This is a genomic window from Paenibacillus sp. sg306046, from assembly GCF_059821225.1.
Genome location: NZ_JCAMRT010000001.1, coordinates 327,297 through 348,631 on the forward strand (window position 1 = coordinate 327,297; position 21,335 = coordinate 348,631).

Annotated in this window: 21 protein-coding genes, 1 pseudogene and 1 riboswitch; of the genes and pseudogenes, 5 read left to right on the forward strand and 17 right to left on the reverse strand. The window is 52.4% G+C overall.

Annotated features, from left to right (window positions below):
- Positions 1 to 13: 13 nt before the first annotated feature.
- From AC6ROY_RS01410 to ytxC, 3 genes are all read right to left on the reverse strand, one after another.
- A complete protein-coding gene (locus tag AC6ROY_RS01410; protein WP_500098171.1) occupies positions 14 to 634 on the reverse strand; it encodes a 3D domain-containing protein in 621 nt (206 codons plus the stop codon).
- Between the two features lie 202 nt (positions 635 to 836).
- Positions 837 to 2,777 carry a threonine--tRNA ligase gene (gene thrS / locus AC6ROY_RS01415; protein WP_500098172.1) on the reverse strand — a complete coding sequence of 647 codons (1,941 nt, stop codon included), beginning with the start codon at positions 2,775 to 2,777 and terminating at the stop codon, positions 837 to 839.
- A gap of 364 nt (positions 2,778 to 3,141) precedes the next feature.
- Complete coding sequence (ytxC, locus tag AC6ROY_RS01420; protein WP_500098173.1) at positions 3,142 to 4,071, reverse strand: sporulation protein YtxC; 930 nt, start codon at positions 4,069 to 4,071, stop codon at positions 3,142 to 3,144.
- 136 nt (positions 4,072 to 4,207) lie between these two features.
- Between ytxC and AC6ROY_RS01425 the strand changes: the two genes are divergently transcribed.
- Together AC6ROY_RS01425 and AC6ROY_RS01430 are read left to right on the forward strand one after the other, a co-directional pair.
- Complete coding sequence (locus AC6ROY_RS01425) at positions 4,208 to 5,320, forward strand: GGDEF domain-containing protein (RefSeq protein ID WP_500098174.1); 1,113 nt, start codon at positions 4,208 to 4,210, stop codon at positions 5,318 to 5,320.
- 121 nt (positions 5,321 to 5,441) lie between these two features.
- Positions 5,442 to 6,998, forward strand: coding sequence for a L,D-transpeptidase family protein (locus AC6ROY_RS01430; protein ID WP_500098175.1), 1,557 nt, complete (start codon positions 5,442 to 5,444; stop codon positions 6,996 to 6,998).
- Positions 6,999 to 7,069: 71 nt separating this feature from the next.
- Here the strand turns inward: AC6ROY_RS01430 and AC6ROY_RS01435 are convergent, their stop codons facing one another.
- The 6 genes from AC6ROY_RS01435 to metA form a co-directional block, all read right to left on the reverse strand.
- Positions 7,070 to 7,294, reverse strand: coding sequence for a helix-turn-helix domain-containing protein (locus AC6ROY_RS01435; RefSeq protein WP_500098176.1), 225 nt, complete (start codon positions 7,292 to 7,294; stop codon positions 7,070 to 7,072).
- A 45-nt stretch (positions 7,295 to 7,339) separates the two neighbouring features.
- Positions 7,340 to 7,555 carry a hypothetical protein gene (locus tag AC6ROY_RS01440; RefSeq protein WP_500098177.1) on the reverse strand — a complete coding sequence of 72 codons (216 nt, stop codon included), beginning with the start codon at positions 7,553 to 7,555 and terminating at the stop codon, positions 7,340 to 7,342.
- A 143-nt stretch (positions 7,556 to 7,698) separates the two neighbouring features.
- A complete protein-coding gene (gene mqnC, locus AC6ROY_RS01445; RefSeq protein ID WP_500098178.1) occupies positions 7,699 to 8,838 on the reverse strand; it encodes a cyclic dehypoxanthinyl futalosine synthase in 1,140 nt (379 codons plus the stop codon).
- 195 nt (positions 8,839 to 9,033) lie between these two features.
- A complete protein-coding gene (locus AC6ROY_RS01450) occupies positions 9,034 to 10,413 on the reverse strand; it encodes an EAL domain-containing protein (protein ID WP_500098179.1) in 1,380 nt (459 codons plus the stop codon).
- Positions 10,414 to 10,678: 265 nt separating this feature from the next.
- Positions 10,679 to 11,881 (reverse strand): aminotransferase class I/II-fold pyridoxal phosphate-dependent enzyme, encoded by a 1,203-nt coding sequence (locus tag AC6ROY_RS01455; protein WP_500098180.1) that lies wholly within the window; start codon positions 11,879 to 11,881, stop codon positions 10,679 to 10,681.
- Positions 11,878 to 12,804 carry a homoserine O-acetyltransferase MetA gene (gene metA, locus AC6ROY_RS01460; RefSeq protein WP_500098181.1) on the reverse strand — a complete coding sequence of 309 codons (927 nt, stop codon included), beginning with the start codon at positions 12,802 to 12,804 and terminating at the stop codon, positions 11,878 to 11,880. The genes AC6ROY_RS01455 and metA overlap by 4 nt, the downstream gene beginning before the upstream one ends.
- A gap of 132 nt (positions 12,805 to 12,936) precedes the next feature.
- Positions 12,937 to 13,098, reverse strand: a riboswitch (SAM riboswitch).
- A 444-nt stretch (positions 13,099 to 13,542) separates the two neighbouring features.
- On the opposite strand from metA, the gene corA reads away from it, so the two are divergent.
- Positions 13,543 to 14,478 carry a magnesium/cobalt transporter CorA gene (gene corA, locus AC6ROY_RS01465; RefSeq protein ID WP_500098182.1) on the forward strand — a complete coding sequence of 312 codons (936 nt, stop codon included), beginning with the start codon at positions 13,543 to 13,545 and terminating at the stop codon, positions 14,476 to 14,478.
- A 36-nt stretch (positions 14,479 to 14,514) separates the two neighbouring features.
- On the opposite strand, the gene AC6ROY_RS01470 is transcribed toward corA, so the two are convergent.
- Entirely contained in the window at positions 14,515 to 15,534 is a 1,020-nt protein-coding gene (locus AC6ROY_RS01470) for an HRDC domain-containing protein (RefSeq protein WP_500098183.1), read from the reverse strand.
- Between the two features lie 303 nt (positions 15,535 to 15,837).
- Here AC6ROY_RS01470 and AC6ROY_RS01475 point away from each other — a divergent pair, with 303 nt between their 5' ends.
- Positions 15,838 to 16,146, forward strand: a complete 309-nt coding sequence (locus AC6ROY_RS01475) for a hypothetical protein (RefSeq protein ID WP_500098184.1) — start codon at positions 15,838 to 15,840, stop codon at positions 16,144 to 16,146.
- A gap of 59 nt (positions 16,147 to 16,205) precedes the next feature.
- Here AC6ROY_RS01475 and ilvD read toward each other — a convergent pair whose 3' ends face one another.
- Positions 16,206 to 17,891, reverse strand: coding sequence for a dihydroxy-acid dehydratase (ilvD, locus tag AC6ROY_RS01480; RefSeq protein WP_500098185.1), 1,686 nt, complete (start codon positions 17,889 to 17,891; stop codon positions 16,206 to 16,208).
- Positions 17,892 to 18,167: 276 nt separating this feature from the next.
- Between ilvD and AC6ROY_RS01485 the strand changes: the two genes are divergently transcribed.
- Positions 18,168 to 18,461 (forward strand): DUF3055 domain-containing protein, encoded by a 294-nt coding sequence (locus AC6ROY_RS01485; protein WP_500098285.1) that lies wholly within the window; start codon positions 18,168 to 18,170, stop codon positions 18,459 to 18,461.
- Between the two features lie 88 nt (positions 18,462 to 18,549).
- Here AC6ROY_RS01485 and AC6ROY_RS01490 read toward each other — a convergent pair whose 3' ends face one another.
- From AC6ROY_RS01490 to AC6ROY_RS01515, 6 genes and pseudogenes are all read right to left on the reverse strand, one after another.
- Positions 18,550 to 18,717 carry a hypothetical protein gene (locus AC6ROY_RS01490; RefSeq protein WP_500098186.1) on the reverse strand — a complete coding sequence of 56 codons (168 nt, stop codon included), beginning with the start codon at positions 18,715 to 18,717 and terminating at the stop codon, positions 18,550 to 18,552.
- Positions 18,718 to 18,746: 29 nt separating this feature from the next.
- The gene (locus tag AC6ROY_RS01495; protein ID WP_500098187.1) at positions 18,747 to 19,064 is read right to left on the reverse strand and encodes a cupin domain-containing protein; all 318 of its coding nucleotides are present in this window, start codon (positions 19,062 to 19,064) and stop codon (positions 18,747 to 18,749) included.
- A 518-nt stretch (positions 19,065 to 19,582) separates the two neighbouring features.
- Entirely contained in the window at positions 19,583 to 19,942 is a 360-nt protein-coding gene (locus AC6ROY_RS01500; RefSeq protein WP_500098188.1) for a FlxA-like family protein, read from the reverse strand.
- A gap of 479 nt (positions 19,943 to 20,421) precedes the next feature.
- Positions 20,422 to 20,827, reverse strand: a pseudogene (locus AC6ROY_RS01505) (hypothetical protein).
- Between the two features lie 56 nt (positions 20,828 to 20,883).
- Positions 20,884 to 20,997 (reverse strand): zincin-like metallopeptidase toxin domain-containing protein, encoded by a 114-nt coding sequence (locus tag AC6ROY_RS01510; protein WP_500098189.1) that lies wholly within the window; start codon positions 20,995 to 20,997, stop codon positions 20,884 to 20,886.
- Positions 20,998 to 21,115: 118 nt separating this feature from the next.
- Complete coding sequence (locus AC6ROY_RS01515; protein ID WP_500098190.1) at positions 21,116 to 21,325, reverse strand: hypothetical protein; 210 nt, start codon at positions 21,323 to 21,325, stop codon at positions 21,116 to 21,118.
- Positions 21,326 to 21,335 lie beyond the last annotated feature (10 nt).

Genomic DNA, 21,335 nt, shown 5'->3' on the forward strand with positions numbered 1-21,335 from the left:
AAATTTTTAGCTTTTATTTGGACATATCTTCTTTCAATTGCTTCCACATCGTTTCAGTCAGCTTGCCGTCGCCTCGTTTGACCACAAATACCTTCAACGTTTTCTTACCCCATTCTTTATATACTTGCGCTTTGGTTTCGAAGTACAGATCAATCCGGTTTCCCTTAATTGCGCCTCCCGTATCAGCCACAACGCCGTAGCCATAGCCGGGAATGTACAGCACGGTGCCTAGCGGAAACACGTGCGGATCAGCCGCAATTGTAGACAAGGAGCCGTAATCGCGAGCTACCTTCAGGCCGGAGAATGTGACTCCGTATTCCGGATGTCCCGGATGCTTTCCTGTCGATTCATGTCCGGCATAATAGCCGGTTGCCGTTACCTCGACAGCGCTTAGCTGCGACAAATCTTGATCCTGGCGGGGAAACAGCTTGTAATCCCGCTGTCTGCGTGCGGTCGTCCCCGCGGCCTGAACGGCTGGTACGGACGGCTGAGCTGGCGGACCCAACACAACCGGGGCAGCCCGGGCGGCGGCAGGCATGGCGGCAACGGAGGCTCCGGCAGCAGGCACTTCCGGCTTGATTCGCGGTGAGCGGCGGGCTTCAAGCCAAATCCAGCTCGAGAGAAGCAGTGCCAAGAAGCAAATCCACTTGGCATGACTTGCGCTTTTCGTGAACATTGGTTTTGTTAAACCTCCCCTTACTATTAAAAGACTGTCCAACCAGGGGAGGTTCTATACGGCGGGCGGGCGGAAATCGGCGACTTTAAGCCGCAGGCCCGAGGCTCTGCAACGCCAAAAAAGCCCTTCCGGTCTTCGGAAGGACTGTGGTTCAGGCGGATCAGGACACCGTTTTGTTTACGATCTCGTCCTGAATCATCGCAATGACTTGCTCAACGCTTTGCGCACCCAGATCGCCTGCGCCGCGCTTGCGAACGGAGGCTCCGTGCGACTGCACTTCATTTTCACCGACGACGAGCATATACGGGATTTTCTCCAGCTGGGCTTCACGAATTTTGTAGCCAAGCTTCTCGTTGCGCAAATCCGCTTCGACGCGAATTCCCGCCGCCTGCAGCTTCTCCTGCAGCTCGCGCGCATACGTATCGAAGTTGCCGGACACCGGCAGCACCTTCGCTTGAACCGGGCTGAGCCAGGTCGGCAGCGCGCCTGCGAAGTTTTCCAGCAGGAACGCGGTCATCCGCTCCATCGTCGAAATAATGCCGCGGTGGATGACCACCGGACGATGCTTCTGGCCGTCGGCGCCCACGTATTCAAGCTGGAACCGCTCCGGCAGCAGGAAGTCCAGCTGCGCTGTGGACAGCGTTTCTTCTTTCTTGAGCGCTGTCTTGATCTGCACGTCCAGCTTCGGACCGTAGAAGGCCGCCTCGCCCTCCGCCTCGAAAAACGGCAAGCCAAGCTCCTCCACGACCTCGCGCAGCATCCGCTGCGACATTTCCCACATTTCATCATTCTGGAAATATTTCTCCGTATCCTTCGGATCACGGTACGACAGACGGAACCGGTAATCCTTGATGCCGAAATCTTCATACACATGGCGGATCAGGTTGACGACACGGGCAAATTCTTCCTTAATTTGATCCGGACGGCAGAAAATATGCGCATCGTTTAACGTCATCGCCCGAACGCGGTGCAGACCGGTCAAAGCGCCGGACATCTCGTAACGATGCATCGTGCCCAGCTCGGCGATCCGGACCGGCAGGTCGCGATAGCTGCGCATATCGCTTTTGTAGACCATCATATGATGCGGACAGTTCATCGGACGGAGCACCAGCTCCTCATTGTCCATGATCATCTTGGGGAACATATCCTCCTGGTAATGCTCCCAGTGGCCGCTCGTCTTATACAGCTCGACGTTCGCCAGCACCGGCGTATACACATGCTGGTAGCCGAGACGTTCTTCCAGGTCAACAATATACCGTTCCATCGTACGGCGAATTTTGGCCCCGTTTGGCAGCCAGAGCGGCAAGCCTTGTCCAACCTCGCTGGAAAAGCCGAATACTTTCAGCTCCTTGCCCAGCTTGCGATGGTCGCGTTTCTTCGCTTCCTCCAGCAAATGCAGATGTTCGTCCAGCTCAGCCTTCTTCGCGAAGGCCGTGCCGTAAATTCGCTGCAGCATCTTGTTTTTCGAATCGCCGCGCCAGTAAGCTCCCGCAACGCTAAGCAGCTTGAACGCCTTGATCCGGCCTGTGGATGGCAAATGCGGACCGCGGCACAGATCAAAAAATTCGCCCTGATCGTAAATCGTCAGCACGGAATCCTCCGGCAGATCGCGAATCAGCTCCAGCTTCAGCGGGTCCTCCAGCTCGCTGAAAATACGGAGCGCCTCCTCGCGGCTGACGACACGGCGGCGGATCGGCAAATTTTCCTGCACAATACGTTCCATTTCTTTTTCGATTTTCACCAGATCCTCCGGCGTAATCGAGCTTTCCAGATCAATATCGTAATAGAAGCCGTCCTCGATAACCGGCCCGATGCCCAGCTTGACAGCCTTTTCGCCATAAATACGTTTGATCGCCTGCGCCATCAAATGCGCCGTGCTGTGGCGGTACACCTCAAGCCCGGCCTCGCTGTCAAGCGTCACAATCTCCAGCGCCGCATCCTGCTCCAGCGCCGTGTTCAAGTCAACCGCCTTGCCGTCCAGCTTGCCGATTACCGCATTTTTTTTCAAGCCGCTGCTGATGGAGCCTGCGACCTCCTCGATCGTCGTTCCTTGCGCAAACTCACGGACAGCTCCGTCCGGAAACGATACTTGTACAGCCATGTCTGATAACCTCCATGTTCAACTGAGAATAGCCTCCGCCGCCTGCCCAAGCTAGAGCAGCCAGCCTACTTCCATTCGAAGCCTGTTTTGGACAAATAAAAAAAGCGCAGTCCTCCCGACAAGGGACGAGTACGCTTTGGCTCGTGGTTCCACCCTACTTCAATCCGCGCCTGACGGCGACAGATCCTCCAGCATCCGTTAACGGGGATCGTCCGGCGGCATATAATAAGCATTGCCCTTCGGGGATGCCGTTCCATACCGCAGCTACAAAGGGGTAAACAACTGTCGCGTAAACCGAAGGGGATTGCAGCCGGGTCCCCTCTCTCTGAGCGGCGCTTCAGTTATTGTTGTCTTTGATCATTGCCTACATCTTATTATATTCAGCCGCGCTCGAACGGTCAAGGTTGTGGCACAATCTGCAGTAGCTGCACAGCTCCACCCGATTTTCAAAAATTTGCCCGATTGTCTTGATGACCTGCGCTTCCGGCTCCCGCGTATGCAAATAAATCGTCTGCGGCGATACCGTAATCAAGGTACTGACAATCATGTCCTCGAAGTTCATATCCTTCTCCAGCATTTCGACGGTAACGCCCGCCTCCGCTCCATCCGGGTCCAGCTCCTCCATCCGGTCGTTCAACAACAGAAACTCGCTGCCGCCCTTATGTATCAGGTGTACAAATGGCACCTTCGCTTCCTGAATATAAACAAAATATTGCAGCAGCGAAATAAACTCCTGGTATTGCCGGTCCATCACAAATTCGTCAATCGCGTATTCCACCACTTCGCGCAGCTCCTGCTTGTACCCCTGCAGCCGGAAGCGAATCAGGCCGTCAAGATGCAGCTCGGTATGCGTGCCGATATAAGCGTGGATTTCCGCGGCCAGCTTCTCCTTGCGCCTGGACCACGTGCTGACCGCCTCCTCCTCCTCCTCGCTCTGCCCGTCGGCCCCAAGCATTTGCTCACAGTACGCCAATATTTGCCGTGCTTCCTCCTCTTGCCTATACTGAAACTCATCACGGATCAGCTTGTCGAGCAGCCGGCGCTCCTCGTACCGAATCACATAATCCGCCAAAGCTTCCGCCGACTCCGCCGTAAATTGATCCAGCTCTCTATGCAAATGAAAGTCCGGCAATCGGCCGGTCATCGTGAGGATACGCGTTTCCCCGTTCGCCTCGGAACGAATCTCGATCTTGTGCGCTTGCCGGATCAGCGAGCCGACCTGTACAAATACGCCGCTGAAATAGGCCGCTTGCTCCTCCGAGCGCACAGAGGCAATTACCGTTAACAGCTTCATCCGTGCTCACTCCTTTCAGTGCCGTTACTCCCCTTCCTTAACAAGTATATGGCCCAGGAGGACCATATATACAAACCACAAAAGGCCATGGTATAGTAATAATTGAGATTTACAAAGAATGCTGGAGTGAAGTCTTATGGTTTTTGATGTGGTTCATCATGCCAAGATACCGCGTTGGAACCGGAGGTTTCTGAACGGTTATTGGATTTTAGCTGTTTTCGCCATTCTGGCAAGCGCAGTGATCGCCCGACTCAACAGCTCGATGCAGGGCCAAGCCTACCCGACTGCACTTGTCGCTCAATTTGCCTGTTGGATGTTCTTGGGGCTGTTCGTGGTTGAGCTTGCCATGCGTCTGTTGAAGCGATCAAGCGACTATATTGTCATCGCAGGCGGACTCGTCTTGTCACTGAATTTGATTTCGTTTTTTCCGCTTGTGCTGCCAACTATCACCACCTTGTTCCTCCCCATCCTGATATCCGTCTTTTATTTTCAGAAGCGTAAAATTTTATTCAGCCTGTTAACGACCCTCCTGGCTTACTGGACTGTCTTCCACCTGCAGCTCAAGTATTTAGATGCTTATAATTGGATCGACTCGTTCGTGATGACGAACGTATTGATCATCGGCGCTCTTGCCGGACTGGAGGTCATTCGCCGCGGCTCGGATCTGATGAAGGATTTGCGTTCCACCTTGGCCTCCGAGCAGGAGCTGCTAGTGAAAAACATTCTCATGGACAAGCTGGCGAAAACAGACGCGCTGACCGGACTGTACAATCATATGTCCTTTCATGAATATCTGGAGGAGCTGATCCGGCAGGGGGAGCAAAACGAGTTCACGTTTCAGCTTGCGCTGCTTGATATTGACCATTTCAAAAAAGTGAATGATACGTATGGTCACCGGGCTGGCGATGCCGTGCTTAAAACGGTCGCCTCCACCTTCCAGCAGATGGTTTCGTCCAATGATTTCCCCGCTCGCTATGGCGGCGAAGAATTTGCGATTTTATTTACGGAAACCGATGTTCGCGATGCCCTGCGGCAGCTGGAGCTGATTCGCCTGCAAGTTGCATCCATTCATCACGAGGAGCTGGACGGCAATCCAGTGACGATCAGCATCGGCCTGCATGCGTTCTCCAAGGGATGCAGCAAGGAGGAGCTGTTCGGAGGAGCCGATACAGCGTTATACCGGGCCAAGCACAAAGGCCGTGACCGCATTGAACTATATCAAGAAGAACGAGTGACCTTGACATCCTGATTGAAGGAGCCAAGGTTTTTTTATGATCTTTTAGATACAATTTGTATTTTATTTGCCGTTTTAACTTATTTATGATACCATTTGTATCATTAAGCCCATTTAGAAGCTTAGGAGGATTGTGATGCAGCCTGTACGCGGTCGTTTCGCTTCTCCATCTGCCGACCAGCTAGTGCGTTTGCGTAAAAACATGTATGTCAATCGTCATGACCCGCATTACCACGAGAAGGTGATCCGTTATTTGGACCCGCATTCGCCGGAAGCCCATTACCGTCTTGGGCAGCATTACGAGCAGCGGGGTCTGGTCAAGAAAGCCAAGCTTCATTACCAGCATGCGATGCACACGTATCCTTCGGATTTTTACTATCCGGCTTCCGGGTGCTTGCGTCGGCTGGAGAAGCAGGAAAACCGGCTGCTGCCGGCGGCCTCGCTGCCAACCGCCAATCGCGAGGAGCCGGCGCGAAACGAGCGGGCGTTTCCCTTGTTTTTGAAAGCGCTGCTGCTTACGTTATTGTTGATCAATGCGCTGCTTTTGCTGCTTTTTTTCACTCCGCCACATCTGTCCAAAGCCGTTTCATGGCTGAAGCCCTGGACCACCGTCGGCAAATCCGTCACCTACGAGCGCGTCGAGCAGCCTTTCGTTCTGTATATGCCTGCGGGCCGCTCGTATCAAGAAATCGAGGACACCTTGCATCGGAAAACGCTCAGCTTAGCTGATGCTCACCCCGGCGCGGCGATCGTCCTGTACGGCGTCGTTTCGCCAGCGGCGAGTCAAGAGCAGAAGGCGTTGCCCCTGACCAGCGAAGCTGGCAAAAGCCAGGCCTTTGTCATGGCGGAGTACAACCCGCTCGTAGACCGGGCCGTTAAAATCCGTTTCCTTCATCCGGACTTGATCCAGGCGCGTAATCAAGCAGCGGCCAACGTCGTCCGCACCGCTTTGCTGACGTATCAGCAAGCGGTTGGGGAAGCGCCAGCCGCCGTCTCCGACCTGCTGCAGCCTTATCCTCACAATTACCTGAGCTTCTTGCCAGCAGAAGCCGCTTCCGGTTCGGACGTCGTCCGGGCCTTTTTTGATGGACAAGGCGGCTGGGTGTACAAGCCGGAAGCGGCGTCTGCGGCCGACATGTTTTACCCGAATACTGAAGCTGCGGCAATTCCATTTGAACCGGTGTACGTCCATGTGAACCGCTCCGTGCATCAAGCGGAGCTGCGCAGCGGCCAGCTTGTGCTGGCTCGCTATCCTGTTGGACTTGGAGCCGCCGGAGCGACGCCAACCGGAACGTTCACGGTTCAGGAACGGGTCAAATCACCGCAGGGCCGTACCCCGGACGTATACGGCACAGCCGCGCTTGGCTTCGGCGCGCTCGCTTTGCACGGCACGCGGGATCAAGGCTCGATCGGCGCTAATCGTTCCCTGGGCTGCATCCGGCTGGCCAATACGGATATGGACGCTTTATTCCCGTTGGTCCCTTTGGGCGCGACCGTGCGGATTGCCGATGGCGATGGCGATAATAGCGCCTCAGGGAGCAAGCCAACTGGCGGCGGGGCGGGCAAGCCAGCAGCCTCCGATTCGGCTGTACCTTTCGGGAGCTTTCTGCTTACGGTTCCATCATTAGGGTCGGCGGATGTTCAGCCCACGGAGCGGGCCCCGGACGGCCAGCTGTTTTATTGGCTGGGTTAAGCCCGATCCCACCATATTCGGAATGCTTGCGTTTTCCCAGAGGGCGAGACTCCTAGAATTTTACGGTACTTTTAGTGAAGCGGCTCTTCAGAATAGCCTGCCAGCTGCAGCAGCTCATCCGCCGTAGCCTGCTGCAGCGCACGGGCCAACGAACGCACAGCTTCCCGAGTCGGGACAAGCTCATCGTTTTCCATCGCATGGATCAACGAATAACTAATCCCGGCTTTTTCCGCAAGCTTCCGCAATGTCAGGCCCTGCTGCTGACGCAATTGTTTCAGTTGTTTGCCTAAGGTCATCGGATAATCCTGCTTTCGTCATGGAATCATTTGTACGTGTTGGCGTTACATTTTTTTATTTTTTATCCAATACCAGATTCTTAGCGTCCCTAGAACAGAAACAAGAAAAAGTCCCACAACCATGAAGCTCCATAATCCAGCCATTCCTTCATCCATCGCGGAGCTATTCGAAATTAAAAATAGGCCGGTACCTAAACAAGCAAGATACATAAACACAGTCGGAATGATCCAAGCGATTCGCAATTTAATATTTTTGTTCAATATGGATGACCTCCCCTCCTGCTCGATTCAAGCAACTCCCCACGAAAACATTGTTTGTTTCATCTGATTCAAGTATGGGTCAGACAAAAAACGCTCGTCTATACTAATCCTTCCAATTGGATTAATATAGACAAGCGTTGTACTTAATTCTGCATCACAAAATCAAACTCAACCTTCGCATCCTTATCGTCAAACATACGCAGGATATCGTACCGCGTATTCCGCTGGGCAGGAATTTTGCCTGCCTGACGAATCAGCTCCAGCGTCGAGCCAATGTTCACCTTGTGGGTCGTGCCTGCGGCCGAGACGACGTTTTCCTCGATCATCGTTGAGCCGAAGTCATTACAGCCGAAGTGCAGCGACTGCTTGCCCACCTCAGGCCCCATCGTGACCCAGGACGACTGGAAGTTTTTAATATTATCGAGCATAATGCGGGTAATGGCCACATTTTTCAGGTAATCCTCGGCGCCGAGCTTTTCGGCCTTCAAATTCGTATTATCCGGCTGGAACGTCCAGGAAATAAAGGCCAGAAACCCTTCCGACGCATAGCCGGCGCGGATGCATTCATCTTGTGCTTCGCGGATGCGCAGCAGGTGCATCGCCCGCTCCTCATTGGTTTCGCCGAAGCCGATCACCATCGTCGCCGTCGTATTCATCCCGATCCGGTGCGCGGTTTTCATCACGTCCATCCAATCGGTCCAGGAGCCTTTCTTGCGGCTGATTTTGCGGCGTGTCCGGTCATCGAGAATTTCAGCGCCGCCGCCCGGCAGCGAATCAAGACCCGCTTCATGCAAGGCGCGAACAACTTCCTCCAGCGACAAGCCTTCGGACACTTCCTTCATCTTCATAATTTCCGCCGGTGAGAAGGAATGCATCGTAATATCCGGGAACCGCTTCTTGATCTCACGCAAAATGTTAGTGTAATACGTGAAAGGCAAATCCGGGTTCGTCCCGCCCTGCATCAAAATCTCTGTGCCTTGAACGTCGATGGTTTCCTGGATTTTCTGAAAAATCGTTTCATCCGGCAGCACGTAGCCTTCCTTGGAGCCCGGCGAGCGGTAAAACGCGCAAAACCGGCAGTACACATCACAAATATTCGTATAATTCACATTGCGTCCGATCACAAACGTAGCCACCGGGTCCGGGTGGAACCGCAGCATCATCTGGTTGGCAACGTGGCCCATTTTCTCAATCTGGTCTGATTCATACAAAGCTACGCAATCTTCTACGCTCAGCCGCTGGCCGGCCAGCGCTTGTTCCAAAATCCGGTCGACGGAACTCATCGCTGCTCATCTCCTTTATCTCTCCCATCGTACCATAAACAAGCCGTTGTCCGCTAGAAGCAAAGCCCGTTCAATAGAAACAAACGTTCGAGTTTTGAGGTAATGTTACGCAAATTTTCAAACCTGTCGAGTCTCCAGGCAGCTTGGCCAACACCAAAAACCGCCGGCGTTTCCACAGGCGGACAAACGTGCTTCTTATGCGGGCTGGACGCGGCGATGCTGATCCAGCTTTTCTTTTACCAGCTTTAGCTGCTGCATCCGCTCCTGATCCGGAACAAGCGGCTGCGGCCGGGCTACATAGAAGCCTTGCACCATATTAACACGCAGCTCTACCAGCGTATTGGCTTCTTCTTCGCGTTCGACGCCTTCTGCGATTACCTCGCAGTTGATATGCTTGGCTACATCAAGCAGCGCCTTGAGCAGCGACTGCTTGACAGGCAGCTGATCAATATGAGAAATGACGGACCGGTCAACCTTGATCACATCCGGGATCAGCTCCGAAATCGTCTGCAGGCTGGAGTAGCCGGCCCCGGTATCATCTACCGCAAACCGGAATCCATGCGAGCGGAACGTTTTCATAAGCGCGCCGACATGCTCGTAGTTGCGGATCGCGTGGCGTTCTGTGATTTCAAGCACGATCTGGGAAGCTGAAACGTTCGGATACAGCTGCAGCATGTCCAGCAAATGGCTCAAAATTAACGGATGGCTCAGCGTCACCGGCGTCACATTAATAAACACCTGATCGCAGATCCGCCGCTCGGAAATTTCCCGAAACGCTTTGCGAATAACAACAAATTCCATGCGGCTCAGTAAATCAGCCTGATACGCCAGCTCAAACAGCTCCGCAGGTGCATGAAAAGGCGTGTTAGACGGGCCGCGGGTTAAAATTTCCCAACCGAAAATTTCACCATTGGACAAATTCATAATCGGCTGAGCCAGCACGCTGATGTTTTCCTCGCGCACAATCTCAAGCAGCTGCTGTCTGGCTTGGCTGAAATAAACGGGCAGCTGCTTCGTGGCAATCGAACGTGCGTAATGATACGCGCTCTGTACGGCCGCCCCCGTATGCTCAATTTCCGGCCCGATCACATAACAAGCCGTAACAAAGCTGACGGATTTCGCTGCACTGGTACGTTCCGGGGCATGGAGATTCAACCGCCGCTCCAGCTCGCGCAAAATCAAGCTGCCTCTTTGCTGCAATTCGTCAAAGCCTAATCCTTCACTTGCTTTGACAAACAGACCTATATCCTCATCTCCCCACCGCCTGATCCCGATCAGATCGGCCGGCTTAAAGTAGGTCGGAAGAAGCGTAAGCAACGTTTGCTCAATCCGCTGCTGAAGCGCAGCCATCGACTCATAGGTAGAGGAAGCGAATAGATGATGGTAATTTTCCAGATGAAGCAAAATCAATGCGCAGGAATGCCCGGATTTCCGATACCTCTTCACCAATGACAAAACCGGATCACGAAACACAAATTCGGGCGGGAAATACCGAAGCGTATGGTTAGAGAAGGGAAGCCGGCAAATCATTTTGATTTTATGCATCCATTCGGCGCCGGAGAACAAAGCCCGCATATTTTCTCCCCTATTCCGTCACAATTTATGGTCAAACTTCATCATAACATGTCACTTTTATACTGAACAGTGTCTCACGTCGCATATGCAGCACCGTTACATGCGACAAGAGAACCGGCAAACAAACGAACCTCCAGTCAACTTTAGTTCTCCCGTCTCTGTGACCCCGGGTCTTCGTGACGGCTTGACCCGAAAATTCGACAACAGCAAAACCCCGGCAACGCTCACTCCGCAAGTGAGGTTACCGGGGCTCCTTTATTCAAGCTTAGCTGCCGATCGTGACGCCGCTTTCGATCTCCTGCTTGGCCAGCTCGATGGCCCGGGACAAGTCGGCAATCAAATCCTCGACATGCTCGATGCCCACCGAGTAACGAAGCAGCTTCTCATCAACGCCAACCTTGCGCCGGATGTCCTCCGGAATGTCGGCATGCGTCTGCACGGCCGGATACGTCATCAGCGATTCCACGCCGCCCAAGCTTTCAGCGAAGGCGATCAGGCGAATATGGCGCAAAATCGGCTCGATGTAGCGGGCGTCCTTCATTTTAAAGGAAAAAATACCGGTGTTGCCGGAGGACTGGCGGTTCTGCACCTCATACCCCGGATGCGACGGCAGCGCCGGGTAATACACGGCCTCCACTTCCGGATGCTGCTGCAAATATTCGGCGATGCGGGTCGCATTGAGCTGGTGCCGCTCCATGCGGAGCGCCAGCGTCTTCATGCCGCGCATCAGCAGCCAGCTGTCCTGCGGATTCAAGACCGAGCCAATCGAATTATGCAGGAAGGCGATTTCCTCCGACAGCTCCTTGCCTTTCGTTACAATCAGTCCGGCCAGCACATCGTTGTGACCGCCCAAATATTTCGTCGCGCTATGGACAACAACGTCGGCGCCTAGCTCAATCGGACGCTGGAAAAACGGCGTCAGCAGCGTATTGTCCACAATAGACAAAATGCCCTTGGACCGCGCCCACGTACACACCTTCTCGATGTCCGTAATCATCATCAGCGGATTCGTCGGCGTTTCGATTACAATGGCTTTCGTATTCGGCTGGGCCAGCGACTCCAGCGCTTCGAGATCATTTGTATCTACATAGGAAGCGGTAACCCCGTAACGCGACATGACCTTTTCGATCAGCCGGTACGTGCCGCCGTACAAGTCCAGCGAGACGATCAGGTGGTCGCCTTGGCCAAACTTGGCAAATACCGTTTGCAGGGCGGCCATGCCGGAGCTGCAGGCAAATCCCGCATCACCTGCTTCAAGCTGGGCGATTGCATCCTCCAGCACCTTGCGTGTCGGGCTTTTCGTCCGGGCGTAGTCGAAGCCGGTGCTTTTCCCGAGCTGCGGATGGCGGAAAGCGGTCGCCTGATAAATGGGAAAGCTCAGCGCTCCGGTTACCGGCTCCTCCATGGACCCGATCTGAGCCAGACGGCTTTCGATTTTCAATACATCCTTATTATCGTTCGAACTCATATCACATAATCCCCCTTATACAAATCGTAAGGCGTCTCCTGGTACACATAATAGTTCAGCCAATTGGAAAACAGCAGGTTGGCATGGGCGCGCCACGTGTTCAGCGGCGGCCTGGACGGATCATCGTTCGGATAATAGTTTTTCGGCACGGCGATGTCCATTCCCTTGGCGATGTCGCGATCATATTCAGCCTTCAAGGTGCACGCATCGTACTCCGAATGACCGGTAACGAAAATTTGCCGCCCGTCGCGGGTCGCTGCAATATAGACGCCGGCCTCGTCCGATTCGGACAAAATTTCCAGCTCCTGCACAGCCTCCAAATCCTCGCGGCGCACCTCGGTATGACGCGATTGCGGAGCCTGGAACAGCTCGTCGAAGCCGCGCAGCAGCTTGACGTTCGGCTTCGTGACCGTGTGCGGATACACGCCGAATATTTTCTCGCTCAGCCCGTACTTCGGGATGCCGAAATGGTAATACAGCCCGGCTTGCGCCGCCCAGCAAATATGCAGCGTCGAAGTCACATTGCTTCGGCTCCACTCCATAATTTGCCGCAGCTCGTTCCAATAATTCACATCTTCGAAATCCATCGTTTCAACCGGAGCGCCGGTGATAATCATTCCGTCCATCCGCTCGTATTTAATATCGTCGAACGTCTTGTAAAACTGCTGCAAATGCTCGACAGACGTGTTTTTCGACGTATGGGTTTTCGGATGCAGCAGCACAAATTCAACCTGCAGCGGCGTATTGCCGATGAGACGCAGCAGCTGCGTTTCCGTCGTTTCCTTGGTTGGCATCAGGTTCAGGATGACGATTCGCAGCGGACGGATATCCTGCTGGAACGCCACGCTTTCATCCATGACGAAAATATTTTCGTTGCTGAGCACTTCTTTGGCCGGTAAATGGTCCGGAATTTTGATTGGCATCGGGTTCACTCCTTTTCTTCCTGGATTCGAATTGTCTCGCACTCTGTGCCGGAGAAGGCCCTTGCCGCAAACAAACGAAAAAGGCCTTCTTCGCACGCACGAGAGAAAGGCCTTTGTATAATACATCGTCCTCTCTCATCTGTCAGAAATTCGGATGGCCAAAGGCCACGCGAAGTCTCCGCAAGAATTAGCACCGTGCAAATCTGACGGTCGACCCTCGGGGCTGACGCTTCGTCAAATCTGTCGGTTGCCGGGTATCATCGGGCTAGTCCCTCAACCTGCTCTTGATAAGAGTGTGAAACCGAATCTATTCAGTTGTAACTGGATACTACTAATGTAATCGAAAACAGCGAAGCCGTCAAGCGAATGCCTGGCACCCGAAAGGTCGTTGCTGCATAAGCTGACCCAAGGGATTTTCTGTGTACCTAATCGGATACAAAGTCATTGTAAAGTGATTGTATTCTGAAAATTGAACGGGTATACTAAACAAGTATTCGACAAACTTCTGCCTAAAGGGGTGCAGCTTCGAATGGACGGAGACCCGATAAGTCGTTCCTATCCTTCAAGTCAACAATTGAATACTTGGATCGGAACCCGGCTGCCGTTCGCTTATGTTGTCCCTGTCCGGCTCTTGTCGCCAGCTTCGTAACCCGCCTGAATCCGCACCGGCTCTGGCTTGCGGACAGCTGAGCTGCGGGCTGCCGAGTTCCGCTCACTCTACACAAAGGGGTGGACTTTATGAAGGCACGCTTGGTTCAGGACGGAATTTTTACTCTTGTGGATGATCTTACCCAAACCATCGAACCGCCACATCACGGCTTTTACTGGATTGATGCCGAACCCGAGGATCTGGAGCTGCTCCAGCCGTTGTTCCATTTGCATGAGCTTGCGGTTGAAGATGTGCTGACCGAAGAAGAGCAGCGTCCGAAAATTGAGCTGTACGATACCCATTATTTCGTCGTCGTGAACAGTATCCGGTTTGATGATGAGGAGATTTTTCTGCGCGCGCTTAATATTTTTCTTGGCCGGCATTACATTATTACGATTACGCGGCAAAAAATTAATGAGATCCGCTCGTTAAAACCGATTTTGTGGGAAGAGGAAGTTACGGCCCCGGATCAGTTTCTGTACCACCTGATGGACCTGATCGTAGACAACTATACGCTTGTCGGCGACCGGATCGAAGCAAAAATCGAGAAGCTTGAGGAAGACATCCTGATGCATACGAAGAAATCGCATCTGAATGAAATTATCGGGCTGCGCAGTGAAATTTTATGGCTGAAAAAAGTGCTCGTCCCGCAAAAGGAAGTTATTCACACGTTAAATAAAAAGGACCTCAAGCTGATCAGCGAGCCGCTGCGTAAATATTTCGGCGATATTTATGAAAACTCCGTCAAAATTTCGGAAACCTTTGATACGTTCCGCGATTTGATGGGCAACTTGCGCGAGGCTTACCAGTCCAGTCTGGCGAGCCGGGCGAATGAAATCATGCGCGTGTTCACCGCATTGACGACGATCTTCATGCCTTTAACCTTCATTACCGGTATTTACGGGATGAACTTTGATTATATACCGGGTCTTCACTTGCCCTACGGCGGTCTGATTGCTGTCATTACGATGGTTATTCTTGGACTTTTCATGTTATTTTTCTTTCGGAAAAAAGACTGGCTTTGAGCCAGTCTTTTGTTGTTCATTGGCTCGATGCTGACTTCAGCTTGCCTCATCCTTCTGACGCTCGCGAGCGGCTTGCCTAAATTTCAAACGCAGCAGCCTCAGCCATTCATAAGCTTGTTCGGTCTCTCGCGGCGTCAATGAGCTATCCATGCCTATGACCTTTTGCAAAATCGGCTTCAAATACCGTTCACCCTGCTGCTCAAAGGCTTGCCACGCAAGCTCACGCTGCTCGGCCGGCACTTGCCCAAGCGCAAGCTCCAAATACGCAGCCAAATCAATCCCCTGCTGATCGAACTCCTCGATCCACCCGACCAGCTCGCGGCGCTGCACCTGCAGCGTTGCCTGCAGCTCGTCCAGCATAAGCCCGGCAGCGATGGCCTCCAGCAGCTTTTGTTTACTTTCCAGCCGCTCCGCTTCGGCTTTCCGCTTGCGTTCCTTTTCCTCCAGCAGCCAGATGTTCAGCTCCGCCGCGTTCACCTTCTCCTCTACCCAATCGAGTGGAAATGCGGTGTCGCGCTCCACTTGCATCGTAATGGCCAAAATCGCTTTGCCAAACCGTTCCACCCGGCCCTTGCCCATTCCCGGCAGCTGAGTCAGCTCGTCCTCGGTATGCGGCACAAATGTACTAATCAAACGCAGCAGCCGGTTTGTAGCGACTACATACAGAGCCTTGCCATCCTCCGCAGCCTGCCTGATTCTCCACTGTCGCAGCGCTTCATACAGCTCTTCATGCAGGTTCCGCTCACTGTAAAAGTACAGGTGCTGCATGCGCGCCGACCGCTCATCCATCGTATCCAGCTCACTGATCCGCATGTCGAGCAGCGGCTTGAAGCCTTCGCATTGCTTGGCAAACACACGCTCGCGAAACACCCGAAGCATCTCCTCCCAGTGCAGTCCTTCATACCAAAACTCCTCGATTTCGGATGCTTCGTCCCCTTGCGTCTCTGTCCACATCACGTGCCAAACCCCTTCATCTTCACCGATCGAAACATGTCCGGCGTACACCTGCCCCTCCTGGTCCACCTTCTCCAAGCTGTTCAAAAACATTAAATTCATCGTATACCCTCCCCCGGGATTAAAGTTGGCATCAAACGCAAAAAAGCACCCTTCTCCCTGTAACAGGGAAAAGAGGTGCCTCCTCATGTAACGAATGCGTTTGAAATTATTCCCATATTACCACATGAAATGGGTTCCGTCAATTGTCCGACACCAGGCATTCCGAGCTTCTACTTTCATAGCCCTGAAACGCAACGCACACAGAAGGCGCGACCCTTGCCGAACATCCTTTCACGCATAAATAGACGACTGTCGGGTAACCTACCGTTAATCAGGTTAATCAAGAAAGGATGTGATCTGCCCGTGGCAAGGTCAGATTTCAATCAGCAAAACCCGGCCTTCGTAGAGGAAGCGCCGGAGCGGAAGTACACAGACCTGCAAACCGTTGAATCTGCACGAAATGACCTGACAGCCGAGGAATTTCCGGAAGGACCTTATGGGAGCAGCTTGCTCAGCGAATCACTCGGCAAAAGCAGCCCATGGCGAGCAGACCAGCGTCCGCAAAATCGGTTTACCTATGAAAACCGCGAGCTGCATGCAGGCCGCTCACGCGGCTATCCGGGCGACCATCCGACACATGATGACGATGAAGCCGAGTCAGACGCCTATTGATGCAAAAAAGCCGTTCCGGCATGTAACTCACACCGTAACGGCTTCCTGTTTGCTTGTATTTAAACCTTCATAACGCCGCCTGTGCTCGCAGATGTAACAAGCTTGGAATACCGGGCCAAGTAGCCGGTTTTGACCTTCGACTCGAAGCCCTTCCAGTTGGCTTTACGGCGCTCCATCTCTTCGTCACTGATTTCCAGCTGAATCGTACGGTTTTTCAAGTCCAGCTCGATGATGTCGCCATCCTCAACAAAGGCAATCGGTCCGCCCTCAGCCGCCTCCGGTGAAATATGTCCGATGCTGATCCCGCGTGAAGCGCCCGAAAAACGTCCGTCCGTAATGAGGCCAACCTTCGCTCCCAGACCCATACCTGTAATTTGCGCAGTTGGCGCAAGCATTTCCGGCATGCCTGGGCCGCCCTTAGGACCTTCATAGCGAATAACGACAACGTGGCCTTCCTTGACCTTGCCGTTTGCGATTCCTTCCAGCGCAGTCTCCTGGGAATCGAAGCAGATCGCCGGACCTTTATGGTAGCCGCCGACAGCCTTGTCCACCGCGCCAACCTTAATAATCGAACCGTTAGGCGCAAGGTTGCCGAACAGAACAGCCAGACCGCCTTCCGCAGAATGCGGATTGTCCAGCGAACGAATAACATCGTGGTCCAAAATTTCGCAGCCTGCGACATTTTCCGCCAGCGTCTTGCCGGTTACCGTAATCCGCGAGCCGTCAATTGCACCCGGCTTTTTCAGCAGCTCGTTCAAAATCGCGCTTACGCCGCCTGCATTGTGTACATCTTCAATGTGGTAATCGGAGGCTGGGGCAATTTTGGCCAAGTGCGGCACACGCTTCGCCACTTCATTAATCCGCTCAATCGGGTATTCAAAGCCGGCTTCATGAGCCAGAGCCAGTGTATGCAGCACCGTATTGGTCGAACCGCCCATCGCCATATCCAGCGCAAAAGCATTATCAATCGTTTCCAGCGTGACGATATCGCGCGGCTTGATGTCCAGCTTGATCAATTCCATCAGCTGTGTGGCGGAGCGTCTTACGAACTCCTTGCGCTCAGGCGCTACAGCCAAAATCGTGCCGTTGCCCGGCAGTGCAAGTCCAAGTCCTTCAGCAAGGCAGTTCATCGAGTTGGCCGTGAACATACCGGAACAGGAACCGCATGTCGGACATCCGTATTGCTCCAGCTCCTGCAAGCCCTTCTCGTCGATTTTACCGGCCTGGTAAGCGCCGACGCCTTCAAATACAGAGGACAGCGAGATCGAACGGCCGTCGCTTGTTTTACCGGCTTTCATCGGACCGCCGCTGACGAACAGCGTCGGAATGTTGACGCGCAGCGCGCCCATCATCATGCCCGGCGTAATTTTGTCGCAGTTCGGAATACATACCATGCCGTCGAACCAATGCGCGGACACGACCGTCTCAAGCGAATCGGCAATAATTTCGCGGCTCGGCAGTGAATAGCGCATCCCAATATGCCCCATGGCGATCCCGTCGTCAACGCCGATGGTGTTGAACTCAAATGGAACGCCGCCCGCTTCGCGAATCGCTTCCTTGACAATTTTACCGAATTCCTGCAAATGAACGTGGCCCGGCACGATGTCGATGTACGAGTTACAAACGGCAATAAACGGCTTATCGAAGTCTTCCTCCTTGACCCCTGCGGCACGCAGCAAGCTGCGGTGTGGTGCCCGGTCGAAGCCCTTTTTAATCATATCGCTTCTCATTTTTGTCTTGGCCATCTGGATGTAAGCCTCCGTTTCTATTAAATCACTTCCGACCTGCGGAGCCTGTCTCATTCGGAGACGGCTTCCGTCCTGTCGGTTGACTGTTTTTTTCGCTCTAACGATTGTATCATGTTTTGTCGGAAATGGGAACGAAACGCTGACCGGAAAATCGGACCGCAGCATCGGACCGCCCAATCCGCGAATGGCTTTTGCCGCTGCGCACGCAAATCTGGTATAATGCCTGTGACAATGACGGCAAGCATGCTGGAGAAGAAAGCGGTGAAAACTGATATGACAGAATTCGATTTTTTATATGACGGTTCCGAAGAAACAAAAACAAGGTTCGTCTGTTTCGTGGGCGACACGCTGCGCCGCTTTGATCTGGCGATTACTACGACAAACCGCTTTTACGGCAAAAAACTCGTCACCGATATGCAAAGCGGCCGGACCGCGGTGCTTGGACCTGATGACCTGGAAGCCGAAGGCTACCTGGAGCACGCCTACAAAATAAATGAAGAAGAAGCCGCCGAGCTGAGCGAGTTTCTGAGCGCCATCCTTGGCCCTGTACATTTTACGGACCTGTAGGTTGCGGTTGTGGGCAGGCTTGGGAGCGCAGGCTTGGCCCCCTGGTCACAGGCCTGCTGGCTAGCGGGCAGGATTTGGTGCGCCTCCCCTAGCTTCGGGCCTGCACAGACCAGGAAGTCGGCAGCTTCAGACAGCTGCGCCCCAGCTCAACCGCCAGTCGCCGCAACGTACTTGTCCGTTCCGTTCGAGCGGGATCAAGCAAGGCCGGTGCGGTGGTTGGAGCGCTAACCGAGCATGCGCTTACGGTTTCCCACATCCATCAAGCTTCCTCTTGTGCCGTCACACCTATCGTTTGACCAGATCGTCGCGTACCGGTGTAAACGTATCCAATAGCTTGCTCGGCCGCAACGCCCGGCAGCCATGCTTCGCCCCGCTTGGAATATACAGTGTCTCGCCTGTTTTTACCACTCGCTTCTCCCCGTCGATCGTAAATTCAAGCTCGCCTTCCAGCACGTACGACAGTTGCTCATGCGGATGACTGTGCAAGTAGCCTTCCGCCCCCGTTTCAAAATGAACCTCCATCATCATGATCCCAGCACCCGGCTCGAATATTTTTCTCTTCACGCCCGGCTCGGCGTTTTCCCAAACTCCAATGTTGCTCATGTTGCACATCTCCCCTTAGATTAGTCATAAACCGCCTTCTGGCCCGGCGTTGCTTGTTTGATTATACCGCGGATTGTGGGATTAGCGTATTCGGGCTTCGTATGTTTGGAGCTTTTTATGAAGCAACGCACAGCAGTTCGCGCAATGATTAGTGTCATTATCTCATCCTTCCCATGGCCCTGCCAGGTGGTCTGTATTTGACGCTTACCTCTCGCTGAACTTCTCCCTCCGGCATGTTCGCGTAATATAGCTTCAGAATTTGACCTTTTCCATGCTGCAAAATATTCGCTGTCCGGCCTTGGCCGGTCTGTTGTGTGCTTTGAGATATGATGCGGTCACCTCAATGGAGATAAGTTCTAACCCATATTGTACCATTATTGTGGAATTGAACAATGCCACTTTTTTGGGATATGTTAGGCGTTGGGGGCGGAATGGAGAACGCAGAACGTAGACATAGAACGTAGAACGCAAAAGAAGCCCTTGTGGAATGGCAAGGACTCCCTTGATGCAGGAGGCAATCAGACGTAGACGTCGAAGCTGCCGTCGGCTTGAAAACCGCTGGATTTGGCCGGAGTTGCTTGGCTGGCCGCAGCTGCCTGGTTCTTGTTAGCGCCGACTGCCGCTGGGGCTTGCTCTTGGGAAGCGCTGCTGCCGGTGGCATTAGCCTTCTTCTGAGCAATCTGTGCTTCGATTTGTTGAATTTGTTGCTGGATTTGCTTGGTTTTTTCCGCTTTAGTCTTGGCATCGTCGCTGCTGGCGCTGACTTTCTTCAGTTCCGCCTCCAGCTTGTTTTTTTGTTTTTCCAGCGCTGCTGTATCACTTGATACGCTGGAGTAAGAAGAACTTCCGCTACTGCTTGAGACCGATGAAATGCTCATAAGGAACCCTTCTTTCTTTGAAAAGTAGAGCTTACCCCATCAGCCTATCACCAAATATGCGGAGTAACCTGAATGTTAACTGAATGGATGCTGAAAGTTGTCGAAAGATAACGGATAAGCCAGCCTGGACTACGCTCCGGGATTACTAGGAGATTCAAAAAACCTGGTTTCTTCGCGGCTAACAGCGAATCATCCAAACCACGGGCAAGCATCGCGGTGTCAAGCTATTGGCTACGGTGGACTATGCGACAGGACAGATCGTTTGGAAAGAAGACGAGCCATATACGGCTGAGACTTTTTGACGTTTCTTCAGAAGGCTCTTGATGCCTATCCTGCGGGGCACATTGTCATCGTGTTAGACAACCGCCCGAATTCATCATGCAAAGCTGCTGCAACCTTCGCCTATGCGTTCGACTTTGAATGCCATTTTCTTTCGCTCAACTTATATAGCACCCCCATTTCTAATTTATCCCTATTTTTCATCGAGCGAGCTCTCTCGTCAAGTAACCTTCATCAGTGCATTCGTTACCTTCTGGACACAGGGTGTCCATTAACATCTAGCATCCCCATTACCGCCTTATCTCGATCTGATACAATTAATGTATAGTCTTCAAACAAAAATGGATTGGAGTTTAAATCTACGGTAACTCTCTAAGCAGGTCGAACATCATCATTCTCTCTATTTGCCTTATCTACATTGAACGTGTAAGCTTCATCAAAAAATAAACTATCTATTTGCTCATTAACCGTTCCATCCAATTGATGTTCCTGATGATATTTCTTTGCGATTTCAATTGCTTCTTCCGGGGTTAAAACAACATCACCCGTGATATCTTGTATTCTACGATAGTGTATAGGAAAATTTTTATTTGCCAGCTCGGTCAATTGATCAAGTTCTTCTTTTGTTCTATTGGATTTCCTCACTTCTATGCTCCCTTCAACTAACTAAATGTCAATCTTAATCTATTGATGTAATCTGTTGAATGATTAATTGACGCATCATCGAACAAATTTCGATTTCTCATTATTTGCTTAAATACGTTGGATACACACATAAAAATTCCCCCTACGAAAGTAGGAGGAATGCAGTTTGAAATATGCAAGGAAACCCTTGCACATCTGCCTTGATGAAAGAGGGCGGCTATTTAATAAATCGGAAAATAGAAATGTTTTTTAATTGGAGTTAAACCAGTTTTTGTCCATGATTTTATTACCATGAATTTTCATTTGCTTCTTTACCTCCTCGGCTATATCGCTATCTTCAATTAAAACTACCGATCTATGAGATATATCTAAAATAACATAACGATTACTGCCGAGCTCAATTAATGCATATTTATCTTGATCAGTTGTCCACATATTTTGATAATCATTCAGTTTCATATTTTGTTTC